The sequence below is a fragment of the Chryseobacterium sp. C3 genome (assembly GCF_014218905.1).
GTDB lineage: Bacteria > Bacteroidota > Bacteroidia > Flavobacteriales > Weeksellaceae > Chryseobacterium > Chryseobacterium mucoviscidosis.
Genome location: NZ_JACLCU010000007.1, coordinates 20,401 through 39,301, shown reverse-complemented (window position 1 = coordinate 39,301; position 18,901 = coordinate 20,401). Strand labels below are relative to the sequence as shown.

Here is an 18,901-nt window from a genome sequence, read left to right as displayed (position 1 = left end):
TATATAAAACTTCACCCATACAAAAAAATAATACCTCAAAAAAACATACTTTACAAGCTTTTAAATCAGTAGTTTAATCAATATTATTGAGTTGATTATAAAATGAATGGACGCATGTTATAAATCTTGTATTTGCGCAATGTGTAAATTAGAGAGTTGTAAGGCAAATTTACTAAAGCGCTTTCAAAACGAAATCATAATTAATAACCAATAAAAAAAGGAAACCAATGAAAACACTTTCTACTCTCATTCTAACAATTCTTGTATGCAGTTTTGCATCTGCACAATCAAAGAAAATTCCTTTTTTTGGAAAAATGAAATATTCAGAAATTTGTGGAAGCGATAAATGTTTGCCTACAAATGGTTCAGCTGCTTATGTTGCTGATAAGATATTTTTCAACAATGATTACAATAGCTTTTTAGGGAAAAAATTTAAAAGTTCCCCATTTCCAACAATTCCTTGTATGACATATAATATTACAGAAAAAGATGTTGATACTTATCTTGAACATAAAGGAAAAGGTCAACTTGAAATTAATCAAAAGATAGACTTTGATGCTAACATCTCTGCTGACCTTGTTAAAATAATTAATGAAGGAATAGAACTTCCAACTGACCTAAAAGCTAAACTTATAACAGACTTAAAAAGTGGAGTTGAAAAACAAACAAAAAATTTAATTGATTTTGATTTTAAAATCATTCAATTGAAAAATACCGGAGAAATTGGAAATGAAATTGCCAAGAGTTTGCAGAGTATGAATAAAGGAGAAAAACTAATTGTTGGTGCAAGTGTAATTTCAATTAGCGGAGAATGGACATCAAATACTTTGAAAAATATTTTTGATAGTTTTGAATTAAGTGCAGGTTACAAAGAATATTTATCAGGTGAGGCAAAATTAAAATATGAACAAAGTAAAAATAAGGTTTTGAGCGGTTCTGTTAAAAGATTTTCGTTTATAATTGGTGACAGTTACATTATAAAAGACTAAAAAAATTAGCAACAAAAAAGGTAAAGAAGTGCTTCGATTAGCCGTTTGTGTTAAAACTCCAGATGTCGCGGATTTGCAATCCGTGACATTTACCTACCAAGAACATCTTTCGCAAAAAATTTGCAACCTATAATTTCAGAATATGAAAATTAAAATCACGGATTACAAATCCGCGACATCGTTTAAAAACGTTATTCTATCAGCTAAATACCTGTTCCTCCCCTCAAAACTTCTACTCCACTTCAAAATCAAACAATTCTTGCGGATGTACTTCTAAACATTTCGCTAATTCCTGTATGGTAGAAATTCTTACATTAACTTCTCCTTTTTCAATTTTGCTGATATTACTATGGTCAACATCACATTTTTGAGCTAATTCCCGATAGCTTAATCCTAATTCTTTTCTAAATTTTTCAATTCTTTTCCCAAAAGCTATCCGAAATTCAATTCTATCCATTGTAAATGTCCAGATGTCGCGGATTTGCAATCCGTGACATTTACCTACCAAGAACATCTTTCGCAAAAACTTTCAGAATACAAAAATTAAAATCACGGATTACAAATCCGCGACATCGGATTGACGTAGTTATTCAGAAAGTTTCCAACTTTTTTAATCAAAATTAATATTCAATAAATCTTTAGGTGGCACATTTAGACCTTTAGCAAGATCAATTAATGTAGTAAATACAAAATTTCTTTTTCCATTTTCTATATCGCTTATTGTGGCTTTAGTAATTTTGGAGCTGTTAAGAACAACATCATCTTGTGTAAGTCCGGATTTAAGTCTTAAATCTTTAACGTGTTCTCCAAATTTTTTTAGTATTTCATCTTGTAAAACGTCCATTTGTAAGCAGTTTACACAAAGGGCGTAATTTTTTTTATAAATTTTGTTACAAGAACTTATAACAAACGGTAAATTTCGTATATTTGAAAAAGATTATTATTTAGAATACTAAAAAAGATTCTGATATAGAATTGTCAAAATTTAATAAACAATCAATTGCTTATTTAGAGATAAAAAACACAATTTATCATATACCCTTGGTTTGTATAGGCAGGAAGTTCAGGTATTTTTATAACTTCCTCCTGTACAGCCAGAAAAATTTAAAAACAAATAACCAAAAACAAATTTATCAGATAACAAAAACACCATGATGAATTCAAGAAAACTTAAAATCCATTCAAGATTTCAGAAAAGCAGCAACCAACTCATCATCGTTCCAGAAATAAGGCTCAGAGGAAAATGGCTTGATGAAATGGGTTTCGGAAAAGGAAAAATGGTGAATATTCAGCAGAAGAAAAACAAACTGATTATTACCGTTGATGACTTATAAATACAGTATAGTGTATTTGTTATTCGCAACATTTAATGATTAAATTCAATTATAAAAAACTCAAATTTTGCACTCTTTTTGGTAAAATACTTTCCGTACCTTTGATTATATCTGAAAATCATCAATAATAAACATCACAGAATGAAAATACTCATCATTGGCGGTAACGGAACCATCGGAAAAACAGTAGCAGCACATTTTAAAGAGAACAACGAAGTTGTAATTGCCGGAAGAAACTCCGGAGATGTAACGGTGGATATTGCAGACAGCCATTCCATTAAAGAAATGTTCGGAAAAATCGGAAAACTGGATGCCATCATCTGTATCGCCGGTGAAGCAAAATGGGCAGATTTTAAAGACCTTACCGAAGAAGATTATTATATCGGACTGAAAAGCAAACTGATGGGGCAGGTTAATCTCGTCCGTATCGGAAAAGATTATCTGAATTCCAATGGTTCTATAACATTATCTACTGGAATTTTAGCGGACGACCCTGTTGTACAGACCGCAAGTGCAGCAATGGTGAATGGCGGAATCCACAGCTTTGTACAGGCGGCAGCGCTGGAACTGGAAAACGGAATCAGACTGAACGTGGTATCTTCCGGAATGGTGGAAGACGCTTACGAAAAATACAGAGATTATTTTCCGGGACACAACCCTATTCCCATGAAAAAAGTAATCAACGGTTATGTAAGAAGCGTGAACGGAAAAGGAAACGGCGAAGTTATCAGAATTTATAACTAAAAACATAAGGTTGAATGATGAATAAACTGCCGAAATATTTAAATGATCTCGAAGAAAAAATCTCAAAGCATACTATTTCCAATCCTGAAGTTTCGAAATCGACTGTAGGATGGCAAATAGAACATATTCTGCTGACAATTAATGCCATTATTGAAAACATAGAAAAATCTGATCCCCAAAATTATAAATGGAGCTTCAAACTTTCGAAAATTATGGTTTTTGCGTTGAATAAAATTCCGCGAGGCCGTGCAAAATCCCCAAAAGTAGTAACTCCGGGACATTATGATGAGCAGACTTTAGAGCAGCATTTGCAATTCACCAAAACGAAAATCCGGCAAATGGAAAATCTTGATCCCAATAAATATTTCAACCATCCTTTTTTCGGAGATTTAAAACTGAAAAAGGCAATTAAATTTCTGGAAATACACACGAACCATCATCTGGAAATCATCAATGATATTTTGGAGAGTAAATGACGAACAATAATCAACTCTTCCACATTATCTGGACAACCTATAACGAATATCCTATCTGGGATAAAAATGGACGTTGGAAAAAACTTACTGATACTTACTCGAAATTACGCCTGCAAAATATAAGCTACACTTTGTCTCATGAGTTATCCGATGAATATGTAAATAAAAATCCACAAAACAACAGGATTCTTTTACAGGAAAAATCTATAAACCAATTGAGAATTGATATTCTTCAAATTTGCAAGGAGAACAGTGACAGGATAATTGACGGACTTGAAATTAAAGCGCTTCATATTAACGAATCAAAAGTTGAAATACTCGTGTTTTCTAATATAAAAGTACTGAATCAGAAAATTTCAAGACTGAAAAGCAAAACCTCTTCCGCCCTGCTAAGTTCAAAATATACCGAAGAATGTACCAGAAAAAAAATCTGGGGAAAAGGTTTTTGGTATTCAAGGATTTTAAATAAAGAAGAACTGGCGATTTCAATAATTCAGGATGGTTTTTCTAAAGAATTTTAAGGAATAATAAAGATCAGTCGGCTACCATTTAGAACAAAAGCAAGATGCAGAAACCAGATAAAATAATCGACTTAATTTTCAACAACAGAGAATACAAAGTTGAAATTACAGGAAACGTAGATAAATCGGACGGATTTATTTATTACACTTTTAAATTTGATGAAGAAAATTTCATTGTCATTTCAAAATTTGATGGCGACCAATGAAAAATCGCAAATATAACCGATGATTCTATTGCTGAAAAACTGGGCAAGTGGATTGAAGCGTTGGATTGAGAATCTGAAACATTCAACTTTACAAATTGAACTTCAAAATGCTGAAAAAGAATTAATGATATTATAATCAACAAAAATAGATGATTTGCAGATACAGATACCACATTATCAAACTATAAAAATAAAAATTACGGTTTAGTTGATGAAACCATAAAATTAGGCAAGGAAAAAGAAGCCTACCACATCCATAAACTTATCGAACTGAAAATGAATGAGGAAGCTATCTTTAAAAATTGTAAAATTAAATTGTGAAGCATTAACTTAATTTTTCTTCATTCATTAAATTTGCGGATTTGTAAAGTAAATTCTATATTTACCAAAATTAAAAACTAAAAACCGTTGAAATATTTAAATTATACCACAAAAATTACTTTTTATTTGTAAAAGTGTTATTCTATATTTTAACACTTAAAGACACAAGAAAAATTCCAATTAAAATCTACCGCTTACAGTCATAATCTTTTTTAAAAAATCCGTTAAAAGATTAAAAAACACAAAGCCAGAATTTTAAATCCTTAAAAAAACCAACATTTAAATAAAACATAATGACCAAACAATTAAAGTTTGCAGTTGTATTATTACTAACAGTTGCAAGCATGAATGCAAATGCTCAGAAAAAAGCACCTGCAAAAGCTACAAAACCTGCCACAGAAAGCAAATCTTCAAAACCAAGCAAGCAGGAAACAATGGATTGGATAGCCGGAAAGATGAAGGAAAACCTAGGACCATACAGAACATTTGTTTCTTATTCCGACGGAAAATTTGTCTATAAAAAGCCATATGAAAGAGAAACAAACTTCTGCACAACAACGATTGACCTTAATAAAATTACAGGAATGAATTCTGAATATTCAGATGATTTCTTTGTAACAGGGAAAGGCTGCCTATCAGTTATTTGTGATGGTGAAAAGAATGCTACACTGAAGCAGGTATTTTCCATGAGCGGTCCTAACTATAATGACTATTCAGCTCCGTTCAATTTTACCCCGGATCAGATTTTGGTAGAAAGATTAAAAAAAGCGGTTACGACTTTAATTGAATACAACGGATCAAAGAAAGAAGAAGGAGAAGCCTTTTAAAATATCATAAACAAATATTCTTAAAATTAATAACATGAAAAATAAATCAGTTTTAGCTGCATCTTTTTTTGCTGTTTCCTTAACGCTTATATCTTGTGGAGAAAAACCTCAAAACATAGAAATGGGAAAAGAATTCAAAGTGTATGAAAATCCCATCACGGTCTTAAAACTGGAAGAAAGCAAAATTCTCAGAAACGACAAAGATTCTACCCTTTTGATTGCTCCCAATGGAAAAAAATACGTCTATGCAGAAGTGAAAAATCCAAAAAATGAAATGATCTTCATAAAAGCTTTCAGTAAAGATTCGGAGGTAAAATATGATGACGATTTATCTTTGTCAGATTACAAACATGATATCGACAAAGGATTTACCGATGATTATTTCCTTGTTGATGACAACAGCTCGATTGATAAATTAGTGATTACAGATCCATCAGAATCGTAATTTGTTTTGACGAATCCAAAAATTACAAAATCTACTACTGCAATTTCTCCCGAAGCTCAGAAAGTAGTAGACTCTTTCGCTAAAGAAATAAATCTTTTAAATGCTTTTGCTCCATTTGTAAAAGATGGTAAAGACGTTCTTTCGATCACGAAAGACGAGGGAGATTTACCTGTTAACCGTTTGAGCATGAAAGCTGAAGTAAATTACTTTTCACCGGATGGAAAGCTGTATATCTTTAAAGTAACCGATATTATTAAAAACATAGCAAAAGTGTATACAACCTGGGAAAATGGGAAAATTACAAGCATTGTAGTAAAGCCTCATTACAGACAATAAAACAAATATTATTAAAAAAATAGAGTATGAAATTAGGAAGATTATTTGGAATTCTTGCTATTCTGGGCGGAGGTTATGTTACTTACATGGGATATGAGATGATGCAAACCACAGGATCTGTTTTTAAGTTTGTAATAGCAGCACCGGTTTTTGTTTTAATTGGAATTGCCATGTTATTTTTCCCTGGTGGGGACATTACAACAGCCGAAAGCAGGAATAAGACTAAAGATCCAAAAGCATGGATAAATGAAGCTCCGAAAAGTCACAAAATAGTCTGGCTGGTTGCAGGAGTTGTAGGATTTATCATTTCCATAAACCTCTTTAAAATTTAAACAATAAAATTTTTAACAAATTGTTGTTGAAATTCTACAAAACTTATACAATGAAAAAATTTAATTTACTTTTACTGATTTTCGGATTTTCGTTTACGCTGTTTCAGGCACAAACTTCTAAAAAAAGCATCAATGAAAGTCATTTCAAAACATCAGATCTTGTAGATCTTGACTTAAGCAGCAAAGGATATAATGTGATCACAAAAGCGCCAAAAGGAGCCCGAATAATTCAGGATGGAAAAGATATTGCCGTTTATGGAGGGAAATTTTTCAAAATGACTTTTTCTAAACAAGATTTTTCAAACCCATTTAATGAAGATGAAAAATACAGCAATATTGCCGAGAAAGTGGCAGATATTAAAACATTAGCAAGCGATAAAGAAATGAATCCTAGCTTTGTAAAATTTGAAGCAGAAGATAAAAACGGTTTCCTGAACAGAAGTACAGCAAGCGGTCTATCATTTACTTATGGAGTAAAAGCCGGTGATAATGCCATTATGATCTCGGATGGTATTACTTATGATATATCACCCGATAAATTTACAAAGTATACCGATGAAGATATAAGAGTGATGTATGAAGCTGCAAAAGCAACGGTAGCAAAATAATTATAAAAGTTCTACAAAGAGTATTTTCATCAGCTCTTAGTTCTGTGAAAGTTCAAGAGTAAACAACACAGAATCCCGGACTTCAGATCCGGGATTTTTATTTCTGTATACTTAACGTTTTTCCTTTAATTGTTTTCGATATATTTGTTTTTCAGATAAGCTTTCTGAAAGGCTAAAACTGATACCCGAAAATAAAATAACCAAACTCAAATATGAAAATTGCTCTCTTTTCAGACATTCACGGTAAAATCCTGCTGCCTTTCAAACTTGTTGATCTTTATCAGAAAGAAACAGGCAGCAAAATTGATTTCATCTTACAGTGCGGAGACATAGGAGCCTACCCTATTATTGAAAATCTTGATAAAGCAACGATAAAACACGCACAATACGACAGAGACGAGCTCGGTTTTCATGATGATTTCACGAAAGAAAATCCTGAGATTAAAGCATTTTTGAATGAGCTGAATATTAATATGATCTGCGTCCGGGGAAATCATGAAGACCACGATTTTTTAGACCGTCTGGAAAAAGAAAATCCGGATAAAAGTATTTTTCCTATCGATATCTATGAAAGAGTTTTCGTCTGCAAATCGGGTTTAGAACAAACATTGGAAACGAAAGATGAGGTTTTACATTTTGTAGGAATCGGCAGAATCGGAGACCGGAAAGGCAGATCCGAAAAGCGTTTTATTCAGGATTACGAAAGATTTGAAATTAAAAAACTGCTGAAAACAAACAATACTTTTGATGTCCTGATTACTCACGACAAAGACGACAGCCAAAGCGGTTACGGAATGGCGGAAATCAGAGAGGCTTTGGATAACGTGATTTTTCAATATCACTTTTATGGACATACAGGAGAACCGTTTATAGAAGAAACAGATTCCAACGGCATCACACAATCTATAAAAGTAAGAGAGCTGGAATTCAATGAGAGCGGAATGTTGGAAAAAGGCTGCATGATTATTCTCACAAAGGAAAACGAAGAACTGAGCATTGAAATTGTTGATCAAAAACTGACGAATAAAATGACTAAATTTAATTGGAAAACCCAGTAACCAGACTAAAATACTATACAAAATGGAAGAACATCACACCCATCTTATCATCAACTGGATTGAGGTAGATCATCACATGATTTTGGTTGGAGCAACCGACAATATACACTGGAACCTGGAAAAAGAATTTGGAGGTTCCGGAGCAGATGCAAAATCTTCTGTCTGGGTAATTTTAAAGGAAAATGGGAAAGGCAGAAGTGTATCCGAAGAAGCTCATTTTTTCTGTTTTCCCGGAGATCCTGTCAGGTTTCTCGCAATGTCTCGCGTATTCGATTTGTTTGAAACCGCGTGGAACATTAAAAATCAAAATATGAATCTTGATGAAGCCAGAGAAAAGTTCTTCGGAAAAATTATTGAGGGAGTTGTTTAAATAAAAAACCTTATTAAAATGAAAAACATACAACTAATTGATCTGGAGAAGCACAGAAATTCTAAATATGAACTTATTGAAGATAAAATCTATAAAAATACAGAAGAGGACATCTATGTTTTTGCACTAAATTTTGATCTGGAAGAAGAGGAAGATTCTCAATATCCACTTGAAGATGTTTTGGATAAATTTTACCTGCACGTTTCTGATTTTCTTGATGAAGATGCTTTTTACAGCTCAAATAATATCAGTCTTGAATTAGCAGGAGAATTAGCAGATGTTCAGAACGCCATTCAATCAATTATCGGAAAGAGAGTTTATAATTCCGAATATATCGGAGAAGACGGAATTACTTATGTGAAACTGGTTATAGAGTAAAATTTAATTGGAAAAATCAGCTCTATCTAAATAAAATCTACATACAAACAATCACAAAAAATGAACAACAATTTTACAATAGACGATTTACAGGACATATGGCAGAAAGTAAGCATTCTGCACAACGGACAAACGTACGGCGGACAAAACAAAAACCAAAAAATAGAATACATCAACCACATCGGAAGCATTGTATTTGAAATCATCAATGCTTCTAAAAATACTCATGATTTTAATTTTGATCTCGCCATCAAATGTGCGTTTTTGCACGATACCATAGAAGATACAGATTACCCAATCGAAGATCTCGAAAAAGAATATGGTAAAGACGTGAAAGAAGGTGTTCTTGCCCTCACAAAAAATACAGAGCTTGAAAAGGAACACCAAATGAAGGATAGCTTACACCGAATAAAGCAACAGCCCAAAGAAATCTGGGCGGTTAAAATGGCTGACAGAATCTGTAATTTATATGCTCCACCCTATTTTTGGAAAGAAGTGAAGAAAGAAAAATATCTTGAGGAAGCAAAAATTATTTACGAACATTTAAAAGATGGTAATGATTATTTAGCCAAAAGATTATCCGAAAAAATTGAAGCTTATAAAAACAAATGATTAAGATTGAAATACATACTCTCGCAGGACAATTTGATATTGAAATCAAGAAAAACGAAGATTTTTATATCCTTTTAGTTATTTTATCCAAATCGCAATATTTCCAAGAAGATGGCAGAGTTTGGAGTGGAAAAATTGAGGAAACAGAAAAGCTTTTTGAAATCGTAAATCTTATAAAAGAGTGTTACAGAAAACCTTCTGTACCCACGAGAATAACCATTCTTGACGGAAGATCAATAAAAATCAATCTGAAAGATGACGAATCGCAAATTGCATTGCGACTGGTAGATATCGATAAAAATACAAACGAATCTGAACTGATACAAAAAATTAAAGAACTCACAATTGAGATAACAGGCAATGATGCTATTCTACAGGATTATTTAGATATTTTTATGTATTAGCCTGCTTTTATTAAAAATACATTTTATTAAATATGACGTATAATGAATTTTACAATTGCATCAATCGCAACAACAATATAGAAAAAAGAGATTTAGAAACATATCTTCTAGCTTTACTGGAGCTTGTGGAACAGATAAGAAAACAACCTTTGACAGCCGATTTATTATCGAAACTTCTAATGAATGCATTTACTTCGGAGCCGAAAAAATTTGGTACTGAATGGTTAAAGATTATAAAAGCACCTGACGAAAAAACATTCATCAATCCAAAGACAAGTACTTCAACCAGTGGCGAATATGATTATACAATTGCCGTTATAAAGTTTCAGATTGCAGAGCTGCACAAAATGAAAGGAAAACAGTTGGAAGATGAATGGCGTTATTTTGGAATCGATTCTGAAACAGGCAACCGATGGTACAATTTTGATCCGGATTCTATTTTGGAATGTGGTATGAGATGTTACTTAGATCATGGCGATGACGAAAGTAATAATGAAGAGTTTGAAGTAAGTTGGCGAACTTTGGGCGACTTATTAGAACTGGGCAGAATTTACGAGTAAAATAAATTGGACAAAAACATAATAACCATCAATATCTATGGGATTTTTCAGCAGAAAAAAAACATTCAAAATAAGAGATGTAGAATTTTATTCCGACAGCGAATATCATTATTCAAAAGGACTAAAACCACACTTACATAAAGAGATCAAGATCGTAAAACAAGATCTTTCCTTAGAAAATCTGGGACACATCTTACAATATCTAGTAGAATTCATTCAGGATGAAAAACCCGATATTAAAAGTGGAGATAAAGTCACCTGTTTCACCTGGAACATTATGTTTCAGGAAGTTTCTTCAGGCTTTTTTGAGATTTTTGAACTTATTCCTGAAAAATTTGGATTCGAGCCGGGACTGATTCGCACTCTTTTTGTACTTAATCAACAGCTTTTAGTATGCGACCAACTAAAAGCAGAACCGGATTTTCCGGATATTAATCAGATCGTTTTAGCAGATCCTTTAACCAAAACAGGATTGCCCATCCATTTATTTCGCTGGAAAAGGGAATATCCGGATTCAGGATGGATGGTGATAACGGATGATTTTGATGAAGAAGCAAACAAATTTGAAGAAATAGCACTTGGACAGTTAATGATGTCAAGACCTGAAATTGTGAGGTTTATGGCACTTCCGGCAGGATTCAAAATTATTTGGAAGGATAATGATGCCAATATTGCATTTGATAATTATCTTGTGGAAAATTAAATAATCATTTTTACATGAAAAGTGAAAACAGTCCACAATCACTTAATAAATTTATTGAAACACAAATGTAACAGACATGGGAGAATTGCATGGAGTAACACAGCTAAAACCAAGAGTAATTATAGGTGGCGCTATTTTGAAGGTAAAAAAAGAAAAAGAGCAGGAATTTTTAGAAAAATATTCTAATGAACAGACTCATACCGGAAAATGGGGAATTTTCAAACAGACATATGTAAAAATTTCTGACAATGGCTTTGTCGAAAGACGTGCACTATATTATGAACAAAAAATAATTGATTTTAAAATATCGGGAATATACATACAGATAGAGGGTTTAAGCAAACATGGTCCCGATAGTTACAACTATGTAGATTTCATGAATGATTTGTCTTATTTTTTAGAAAACGCTCTTTTCTATGTTGACTATTTTGATAGTATTGATCGGTATGAAATTATAGATGGTATTTTGCAGTTCCAAAAAAGAGATGAAATCAATAATTTTGAAGATTACTTTATTTTAAATTATAATTCATCTCCTCAAACTATTGCCAGATATTATGCTGAAAAAGTTGATGAAATTAAAAGATCTAATGAAGATATGATAAAAATGAATAGTGATCCAAAAGAAATATATGATCCCGAAGATTATGAAGAACTTCTGGAAAAGTTGAATAACTATAAAGATTTTCTGCCAACAGATGAAGCAGAAGAATGTGTATCTTGGTTAAAAGAACAAATAGCAGGCTATCAATAAAAAAACAATGAGTGAATTTTCGGGGTATGAAAAAATGCCCAACAACTTAAAAAAATTAGGTCTTAGCGAAAGCGATTTTTCCAAGATGGAAAAACTGAAATGGGTGGTTACAGAAAAAGTACACGGCGCGAACTTCAGCTTCGTCTATGAAAACGGCAGTCTGAAATTTGCCAAAAGAAAAGAATACCTCAACTGGACCGACGATTTTTTCGGCTTTCAGCTCGTGGTCAGTAAGCTGGAAAATAATATTCTCCGTCTTTTTGAAAAACTGAGCAGCGACATTGCCGCCGAAAAATACATCATCTACGGAGAGCTTTTCGGAGGAAAATACCCACATCCGGAAGTTGCCCCTGTAAAAGATATTCATGCCATACAAACAGGAGTATATTATACGCCCGACATCGAATTTTGTGCTTTTGATATTGCTATTGAAACCGATGGTACTGCTTCTAAATATTATCTGGATTACGAAAGTTCCGTTGCTTATTTTGATGAATTTAAAATATTTTATGCAAAACCTTTGCTGATAGGAAAGTTTAATGAAGCGATGAATTTCAATATCAGGATCAATTCTGCTGTTCCCAAAGAATTTAATCTTCCGGAACCGCAGCATAATTTAATTGAAGGTGTTGTTATCAAACCTTTCGATCAGAAAGATCATGCAATTTTTTCAAGACCGATTATCAAATTGAAAAATCCTGAATTTGATGAGGAAGAAAAGTTTCATGAGGCAGAAAAATGGTCTTTCATTCCAAACGTTTCTTCCAAAACGGAGGAACTCTCCTTTATTGTAGACGAACTGAGAAACTACGTTACCCAAAACAGGCTGAAAAGTGCTGTTTCTAAAATCGGAACTTTAGATTTAAATAATCATTCAAGAGTTTCCGAAATTAAAAAGGAATTTCTGGAAGATGTGATCACCGATTTTAATGAAAACAATGACGGTCTTTTAAATGATCTGTCTTACGATGATCAAGCGTGGATTGTGGAGAGAATTAATGCTGAGATTAATAAAATGATTTTGTAGAATATTTTTGATTTTTACCATTCAACTAAAAAAAAACAAGTCACAGTCTTACAATGAGAAATATAATCTTTTTAATTATACTTTTGGGATGGTTTGCCTGTACAAATAAAAAAGAAAACAACGGAAAAATAACAGCTAAAGAGAATTTTCAAAAAACACTTTCTTTTGAAGATAAAATTGAGAATTTTAAAATCAATAAATCAGGCGACTCTATATTATCAAACGATATTCAATACATTAACGACTCAATTCTTAAAAGAAAATTCAAATTGGATATTTCTCAATATAATTCTAAAGATATTCAAAAAAAATGTCTGCCGAATATAATTTTGAAAAACTCTTTTTATGAATCTCCTGTTGAAGGAGATGTCAGTTTCACCAAAAATTTTAAAAATCTGGGCGATCTGGATGGCGATAAAAAAAATGACTCCGTTTTCATTTTGCCCAGTCTGAACTTGTGCGAAGAAGGACAATCTTATTATTTTACCAATAATAAAATTCCAAGGATAAAAACTGAATCAAACTGTTGTCATACAGAGAGTATTTTCAGCATTGGAGATATAGACGAAGATGGCGGAAACGAAATTGCAGAATATTATTCATCATGCGCCAGTAATTTTAAGTCAATCCGAATCTGGACTTTGAAAAACAGCCAGTGGAAATCTGTCGGGGTATTTACTTTTTACTATAACAACGGTAAATTTAAAGCCTTTGAGGATTTTCATAAACTATATAAAAAAATTTCTAAAAATAAATTTCAGTTTCTCGAAATCTCAGACAAAAAAGGAGATGGAAGTTTAGTAATGAAATGGCACACGATAAAGATGTAACAGAAACCTGAATCATTAGTTTTAAAATAAAATTAGATGTAATTAATTTTACTCAAAATGCATCGTAGTTTCAGACGACAGTAAAGCGAAAGAAAAATTAATTGCCATTTGGAAGGAAATTGGTTTCGGATACAAAATATTATCAGACAATGAATTATTGCTATTTCGTTTAAAATCTCCCACTCAGTATTAAATATAAAATACAGTTTGTGATAACTGCTAATATAAAAAGATGACTGTCATTACAACAGCCTCTTTCATTATAATAAACATCTGTGTTATACAACAACAACCTGCAGACAAATCCAGCGTGTACCGTCGCTTATTATCTTCCACTGAGAATAATTTTGTCCGGTTCCTATTTCATAATTCATTAAAGAACTTCTTGAATTGAAACTGTTGGCATCCGATAATGCAGAATGCATGGCATAATTGGTATAAACATTTTCTGCTGTTGTCACTCCTACTTTGTCGCTGTCATTAATAAAGTGTAAAACTCTTCCGGGACACGTTGTAGGATCGGGAAGCTGCAGATTTGCTGTACTGTTAATATAGGGACTTACAGTACTTACATTCGCAGAAGCATTTCCGCCTGTAGAAGCTGTGCTGTATCTTAAAATCAAAATATAATCGTCTGGTTGTATAACGTAAGGAGTTGTAGGAGAATATGTTCCTGTAATAATTTTAAAACCTTCCACCACTCCGGAAGATGAATTTCGGATATTATACCATTTGCTGGTAGGGGCATCATAAAAATAAAGTCCCACAGAAGTAACGTTAGACACTTTGTTTATGGCAGATCCGTCCAGAGTTGTTACAAAAACAAGAGTTCCGTTCTGATTGTTTCCGTAAGACGCATCTTTCGCAGAAAGCTGTGCTCTCGTTAATCTCGGAGGCGTAAATCCGTCAGGAACCCCGGAAGAAGCAGCCTGTCCTTCAATCTGTACTGTAACTTTCGGGTCATTTGTTCCTATCCCTACTCTCCCTTCATCAGTTGCAACAAAATCTGTGTTGCTGCTTCTTGCAGAACCGTCAGATTTGGCACCAAGTTTTATCATCGTTCCTGCAGCATCATTTGTCCATGCATCGTTAGTAGCATCCAGAGCTGTCCATGCGGTTCCGTTCCAATAGTGAAATCCCTTTAAAAAACCACCTGCATCAGCAGTAAGATAAACCAATTGACCGTTTACAGATCCGTTTACCGAGAGCGAGATAACTCTAGGTACTAAAATTCCGTCTCCCGATGTAACAGCTCCCGGAGAAGATCCCAAATGGTTTTTTGCACGGATATCAAGACTTGATTCCGGAGAAGCCGTGTTGATACCAACTTGACCATATAAAGCTGAGGTAAACAGGGAAGCAATAAAAAAAGCTGTAAATAATTTTTTCATTTTGTTTATTATTAAATATTGTTTTTTGAAATTAATTGAGAATAAATCTGTAAGAATACGATCGGAAATTTTAACTGTAAATTTAGATTTCCGGAAACATTTTTTTCCACTTTGCTAAAGAATTTCTGCTTATTTTAAAATGATTTGAAATCTCGGTATTACTCATTTTATTCTTTTTCTGATAGTTCAGAATCTGCAAAATAGATTCACTATCATATGCCCGGAATTTTCCGTTCTCTTTATCATTCTGAAGATCATTAGCATCAAAAATTATTTTTTCGATTTCAAAAATATCCATCACCGTGAGCCTTGGTTTATTAAGTACCGCTTCACATTTTCCTTTTTTATGAAGGTATTTCATTTCAATCATATCGGTATAAATCTTACGGTAATCTGGAGCATTTATTCTGAATTCCGACTGTTGTATTTTGCTATCCATTTGTAAAGTGTTGTCTTAGGAATTTTATATTCTTCTATAATCTCAGCTCTTGTTTTCTGTTCTTTATTTAAAAGTTCCAGAACAAAATCTATGATTTCTTTTGTATAGACATTCTTTCTGTAAGAAGGCAGTTTCTGGTTTTCCTGAATCTCGCTGCTGCTTTTCTCAGAAGGAGAAAAAAGTATAATGTGCTGCACATAGATTCTGAAAAAATCGTATTTAAGAAGCTTACTCCATCTTAAGAGAATTTCGGTATCAATACTTGGTTTTTCATACATGGAAAAAATTTCTTCCTCACTGCATTTTAAAAATTTCTCTATTCGATAGGAATCGATTCCTTTTTCATTTACCTTCTTATGGATAAGTTTTCCTATGTGGATATTTTTTACGTTGAAAGACATAATTCATAATTTTTTACCTCATATTTATGTTATCAGCAATTGTTTTTTTTCAAAAAAAAATTCCGTATCTCAACTTGTTACAATTACTATCACAATTTTGGATACTCTAATTGCGTTCTGACATTACAAATATAGATTCTCAAATAAACTGATTTTTGAAAATTTTAAGGTTTTAAGATTTAGCTTAAAAAATACATAAAACTATGATAAACAATATCTTAAATAAGCTAATTTAGAAATTAACTTATGATAAACATGGTATCTTATAAATTATTATCTTAGTACTGAAATTTTCAGACTTTGTAAAGAGTAAAAAACGAATATTTTCACAAACACAATTAACTCATGAAAACTAATTTTTCTCAGATCATAAAACCGGAAAGTAATTCCGAAGAACATCTAATTAAAATGTTCTTTTTTCATTACAATTTAATGTTGATGATTATTTTGTTTATCCATACGCTTCTTTTTTATTTTGAAGGAAATAAAAATATTGCGGCTTTCTTTTTTCCGGTTGTCTTATTTTTAGGTATAGTAGCCACTGTTAACTACCGGTTGGAATACAATATTCTGAAATCTCTTCTTGATTATTATCTCATTGTAAAAATTATCCTGCTCTTTATATTGCTTTTTATATTCTGGAAAACGGCTCCCGAAAACATCTTATTCTTTGCTCTTCTTCCTTTGGGAGTATACAATCTCTATCATTTCAAAACGCTGTTATGGGCGGCATCTGTTATCATCCTGCTTATTGTTATGATGATAACTCTTCCGCTATCCTACTTTCCGGATATGGTAGCATATAAAAATATTCATGCAGGTAAAGTAAAAGTATTATTTACCTTTGTACCGATATCCCTGTTTCTGATATTTTATAATATGAAGATTTCGGAAAAAAGACATCAGTACAAAAATTCGAAAATCACCTTCGAAAACGAAGACACAGCGTCTGAAAAAAACACCATAAAAGAAACGAATGGAGAAAATCTTCAGATGTATTCCGAAATTTATCAACGCATTAAAGAATATCTGGAAACTGAAACTCCATGGAAAAATCCGGATTTTGGCATTCAGGATCTTGCCCATCAATTTGGGATCAATACAACGTATCTCTCCAAAGCAATCAGCCTGAATACTGATACCAATTTTAAAAACCTCATCAATACCTACCGGATTAATTATATCAAGGATGAAATGAAAATAAATTATCCGAAGTATACTTTAATGCACATTTATGTTTCAGCAGGATTCAAGCATCAGTCTACATTCAACAGAGCCTTTAAGCAGATAGAAAACAAAACCCCTTCCGAATATATGAGATCAATAGGGATAGATACTTATACAATTTCTTAGTGATCTGATTTTTAAAAATCTTACCTTTTAACCGGATTCAAAAACATCTAAAAAATAGCATAAATGGAAAAAATGATAATCAGTAAAACTTTAAAATAAAAAATACTCTCTGAACGTAACTTTTTGATTATCTTTAAGAAAAAAAATCAAAAATGAAAAAAATTTTACTATTGATGCTGTCATTGTATGGAGTGTGCAACGCGCAGACTACCGTTACCAAAGCTTTTAATGATCCTGTTTCCGGAGACAATCCCAATTATCTTCTTGCCACCGGAACGCCCAACAATTCCGGAACAGGAGCAAACATTACGTTTAACAATTCTTCGTTGGTATTAAGCGGTTCCGCACCCGGAAATTACTCTACTCCTTCTGCTTCTGAAATTTCAACATTTCCCGGATCCACTCTCAAGCTCACCGGAAGTTCCAACACCGTATACTACAAACAGTCGGCTTCCAAACTTGAAATTACAGGCCTTGTAACCACCGATGCCACGCTTAATTTATCATCCAACAACGGTACATTTATCTCCTATCCTGCCGCTTACGGATACAGTGAGACAGATCAGGCACAGGGAACATTCACGTCCACTTCTGCAAACGGCCTTTGCAAAGGAACAATAACCCTTACCGCCGATGCGTGGGGAAATCTGCTTTTGGCATCTTCTACATTTACCAATGTTTTAAGGGTAAAATCTGTACAGAATTTCAACCTTTATCTTCCTAACGACACCTCTTTCTTATTTCCGATAGGAACTATTGTAAATACTTCTTACTCCTATTATGGAAGTTCATATAAATTTCCGCTTCTCACCACCAATGAAACTGTGGTAAACATTCCTGTAGCCGGAATTAATAACCAGACAACGAATTCGGCACAGGCTCTAAACACAACAGTTTTGGCAGCCGGAGATTGGTCTGCCCAAAAGCAGAGATTGGAAATTTATCCGAATCCTGTTTACGATTTTATCAATATTAAAGGAAATATCCAAAATTACACTCAGACAAAAATTTACAGTCTGGATGGTAAACTCGTTAAAACATCAGATCTGGGATCCGGAAAAATACAGGTTTCTGATCTTCCGCCGGCATCTTATTTCATTGAGGTTTCAGGCAAAGAAAATAAACCGGAGACGACAAAATTTATCAAAAAATAATTTGAATTTAAACAACCTATTACTCTGCACTAATATGAAAATCAATTATTTATAACAGGCACTTCGACAAGCTCAGTGTGACACCTCTAATACTAAACGCCTGATTTCTAGCGATGTCAAGCTGAGCCTGTCGAAGCTTTAGATTAATAAATGGACAATCAAAAAAAATAAAGAGTTTTCCTGTTAAATAAAATTCAGCCCGAAAAAATCGGGCTGAATTATTTTATTATCAATCCGTTATACAGTAAGCTTTTAGATGATTAAGCTTTACAATTAATCTGTTCTGAGATTTGAATTATCAAAAAAAACTTATCTGTACATTACACGG

Annotated in this window: 28 protein-coding genes; 23 read left to right on the top strand and 5 right to left on the bottom strand. The window is 32.9% G+C overall.

Annotation, left to right across the window (positions count from 1 at the left end):
* Positions 1–227: 227 nt before the first annotated feature.
* Positions 228–989: a hypothetical protein gene (locus tag H6W53_RS15715; RefSeq protein WP_185208161.1), complete on the top strand. Its 762-nt coding sequence runs from the start codon at positions 228–230 to the stop codon at positions 987–989.
* Between the two features lie 232 nt (positions 990–1,221).
* Here the strand turns inward: H6W53_RS15715 and H6W53_RS15710 are convergent, their stop codons facing one another.
* Together H6W53_RS15710 and H6W53_RS15705 are read right to left on the bottom strand one after the other, a co-directional pair.
* Positions 1,222–1,446, bottom strand: a complete 225-nt coding sequence (locus H6W53_RS15710; RefSeq protein ID WP_185208158.1) for a helix-turn-helix domain-containing protein — start codon at positions 1,444–1,446, stop codon at positions 1,222–1,224.
* Positions 1,447–1,599: 153 nt separating this feature from the next.
* The gene (locus H6W53_RS15705) at positions 1,600–1,833 is read right to left on the bottom strand and encodes a helix-turn-helix domain-containing protein (RefSeq protein ID WP_185208156.1); all 234 of its coding nucleotides are present in this window, start codon (positions 1,831–1,833) and stop codon (positions 1,600–1,602) included.
* Positions 1,834–2,140: 307 nt separating this feature from the next.
* Here H6W53_RS15705 and H6W53_RS15700 point away from each other — a divergent pair, with 307 nt between their 5' ends.
* From H6W53_RS15700 to H6W53_RS15605, 20 genes are all read left to right on the top strand, one after another.
* Positions 2,141–2,323: a SymE family type I addiction module toxin gene (locus H6W53_RS15700; RefSeq protein WP_185208154.1), complete on the top strand. Its 183-nt coding sequence runs from the start codon at positions 2,141–2,143 to the stop codon at positions 2,321–2,323.
* A 141-nt stretch (positions 2,324–2,464) separates the two neighbouring features.
* Complete coding sequence (locus tag H6W53_RS15695; protein WP_185208152.1) at positions 2,465–3,067, top strand: short chain dehydrogenase; 603 nt, start codon at positions 2,465–2,467, stop codon at positions 3,065–3,067.
* 14 nt (positions 3,068–3,081) lie between these two features.
* Positions 3,082–3,543 (top strand): DinB family protein, encoded by a 462-nt coding sequence (locus tag H6W53_RS15690; RefSeq protein ID WP_185208149.1) that lies wholly within the window; start codon positions 3,082–3,084, stop codon positions 3,541–3,543.
* Positions 3,540–4,064 (top strand): hypothetical protein, encoded by a 525-nt coding sequence (locus H6W53_RS15685; protein ID WP_185208147.1) that lies wholly within the window; start codon positions 3,540–3,542, stop codon positions 4,062–4,064. Before H6W53_RS15690 ends, H6W53_RS15685 begins: the two co-directional genes overlap by 4 nt.
* 44 nt (positions 4,065–4,108) lie before the next feature.
* Entirely contained in the window at positions 4,109–4,270 is a 162-nt protein-coding gene (locus H6W53_RS15680) for a hypothetical protein (protein ID WP_185208145.1), read from the top strand.
* A 614-nt stretch (positions 4,271–4,884) separates the two neighbouring features.
* Positions 4,885–5,418 (top strand): hypothetical protein, encoded by a 534-nt coding sequence (locus H6W53_RS15675; RefSeq protein WP_185208143.1) that lies wholly within the window; start codon positions 4,885–4,887, stop codon positions 5,416–5,418.
* Between the two features lie 34 nt (positions 5,419–5,452).
* Positions 5,453–5,863 (top strand): hypothetical protein, encoded by a 411-nt coding sequence (locus H6W53_RS15670; RefSeq protein ID WP_185208141.1) that lies wholly within the window; start codon positions 5,453–5,455, stop codon positions 5,861–5,863.
* A 6-nt stretch (positions 5,864–5,869) separates the two neighbouring features.
* Entirely contained in the window at positions 5,870–6,199 is a 330-nt protein-coding gene (locus H6W53_RS15665) for a hypothetical protein (RefSeq protein WP_185208139.1), read from the top strand.
* A gap of 26 nt (positions 6,200–6,225) precedes the next feature.
* Positions 6,226–6,531, top strand: a complete 306-nt coding sequence (locus H6W53_RS15660; RefSeq protein WP_185208136.1) for a hypothetical protein — start codon at positions 6,226–6,228, stop codon at positions 6,529–6,531.
* A 50-nt stretch (positions 6,532–6,581) separates the two neighbouring features.
* On the top strand, positions 6,582–7,139 hold the full coding sequence (locus tag H6W53_RS15655; protein WP_185208134.1) for a hypothetical protein: 558 nt from the start codon (positions 6,582–6,584) through the stop codon (positions 7,137–7,139).
* A 212-nt stretch (positions 7,140–7,351) separates the two neighbouring features.
* Positions 7,352–8,197 carry a metallophosphoesterase gene (locus H6W53_RS15650; protein ID WP_185208132.1) on the top strand — a complete coding sequence of 282 codons (846 nt, stop codon included), beginning with the start codon at positions 7,352–7,354 and terminating at the stop codon, positions 8,195–8,197.
* 22 nt (positions 8,198–8,219) lie between these two features.
* Positions 8,220–8,567, top strand: a complete 348-nt coding sequence (locus tag H6W53_RS15645) for a hypothetical protein (protein WP_185208130.1) — start codon at positions 8,220–8,222, stop codon at positions 8,565–8,567.
* Positions 8,568–8,585: 18 nt separating this feature from the next.
* Complete coding sequence (locus H6W53_RS15640) at positions 8,586–8,945, top strand: hypothetical protein (RefSeq protein WP_185208129.1); 360 nt, start codon at positions 8,586–8,588, stop codon at positions 8,943–8,945.
* 60 nt (positions 8,946–9,005) lie between these two features.
* The gene (locus H6W53_RS15635; RefSeq protein WP_185208128.1) at positions 9,006–9,557 is read left to right on the top strand and encodes a bifunctional (p)ppGpp synthetase/guanosine-3',5'-bis(diphosphate) 3'-pyrophosphohydrolase; all 552 of its coding nucleotides are present in this window, start codon (positions 9,006–9,008) and stop codon (positions 9,555–9,557) included.
* Positions 9,554–9,961 (top strand): hypothetical protein, encoded by a 408-nt coding sequence (locus H6W53_RS15630; RefSeq protein ID WP_185208127.1) that lies wholly within the window; start codon positions 9,554–9,556, stop codon positions 9,959–9,961. Before H6W53_RS15635 ends, H6W53_RS15630 begins: the two co-directional genes overlap by 4 nt.
* Positions 9,962–9,993: 32 nt before the next feature.
* Positions 9,994–10,521: a hypothetical protein gene (locus tag H6W53_RS15625; RefSeq protein ID WP_087707392.1), complete on the top strand. Its 528-nt coding sequence runs from the start codon at positions 9,994–9,996 to the stop codon at positions 10,519–10,521.
* Positions 10,522–10,558: 37 nt separating this feature from the next.
* Positions 10,559–11,224 carry a hypothetical protein gene (locus tag H6W53_RS15620; RefSeq protein ID WP_185208126.1) on the top strand — a complete coding sequence of 222 codons (666 nt, stop codon included), beginning with the start codon at positions 10,559–10,561 and terminating at the stop codon, positions 11,222–11,224.
* A 76-nt stretch (positions 11,225–11,300) separates the two neighbouring features.
* On the top strand, positions 11,301–11,978 hold the full coding sequence (locus H6W53_RS15615; RefSeq protein ID WP_185208125.1) for a hypothetical protein: 678 nt from the start codon (positions 11,301–11,303) through the stop codon (positions 11,976–11,978).
* 7 nt (positions 11,979–11,985) lie between these two features.
* Positions 11,986–13,005: an RNA ligase family protein gene (locus H6W53_RS15610; RefSeq protein ID WP_194304481.1), complete on the top strand. Its 1,020-nt coding sequence runs from the start codon at positions 11,986–11,988 to the stop codon at positions 13,003–13,005.
* A 53-nt stretch (positions 13,006–13,058) separates the two neighbouring features.
* Positions 13,059–13,835: a hypothetical protein gene (locus tag H6W53_RS15605; protein ID WP_116097612.1), complete on the top strand. Its 777-nt coding sequence runs from the start codon at positions 13,059–13,061 to the stop codon at positions 13,833–13,835.
* Positions 13,836–14,113: 278 nt separating this feature from the next.
* On the opposite strand, the gene H6W53_RS15600 is transcribed toward H6W53_RS15605, so the two are convergent.
* The 3 genes from H6W53_RS15600 to H6W53_RS15590 form a co-directional block, all read right to left on the bottom strand.
* On the bottom strand, positions 14,114–15,226 hold the full coding sequence (locus tag H6W53_RS15600; protein ID WP_185208124.1) for a hypothetical protein: 1,113 nt from the start codon (positions 15,224–15,226) through the stop codon (positions 14,114–14,116).
* A gap of 82 nt (positions 15,227–15,308) precedes the next feature.
* Positions 15,309–15,665 (bottom strand): helix-turn-helix domain-containing protein, encoded by a 357-nt coding sequence (locus H6W53_RS15595; protein WP_185208123.1) that lies wholly within the window; start codon positions 15,663–15,665, stop codon positions 15,309–15,311.
* Positions 15,629–16,066 (bottom strand): transposase, encoded by a 438-nt coding sequence (locus H6W53_RS15590; protein WP_116097618.1) that lies wholly within the window; start codon positions 16,064–16,066, stop codon positions 15,629–15,631. The genes H6W53_RS15595 and H6W53_RS15590 overlap by 37 nt, the downstream gene beginning before the upstream one ends.
* Before the next feature lie 345 nt (positions 16,067–16,411).
* Between H6W53_RS15590 and H6W53_RS15585 the strand changes: the two genes are divergently transcribed.
* Both H6W53_RS15585 and H6W53_RS15580 read left to right on the top strand, forming a co-directional pair.
* Positions 16,412–17,419: a helix-turn-helix domain-containing protein gene (locus tag H6W53_RS15585; protein ID WP_185208121.1), complete on the top strand. Its 1,008-nt coding sequence runs from the start codon at positions 16,412–16,414 to the stop codon at positions 17,417–17,419.
* A gap of 152 nt (positions 17,420–17,571) precedes the next feature.
* Positions 17,572–18,573: a T9SS type A sorting domain-containing protein gene (locus H6W53_RS15580; protein ID WP_185208119.1), complete on the top strand. Its 1,002-nt coding sequence runs from the start codon at positions 17,572–17,574 to the stop codon at positions 18,571–18,573.
* Positions 18,574–18,901 lie beyond the last annotated feature (328 nt).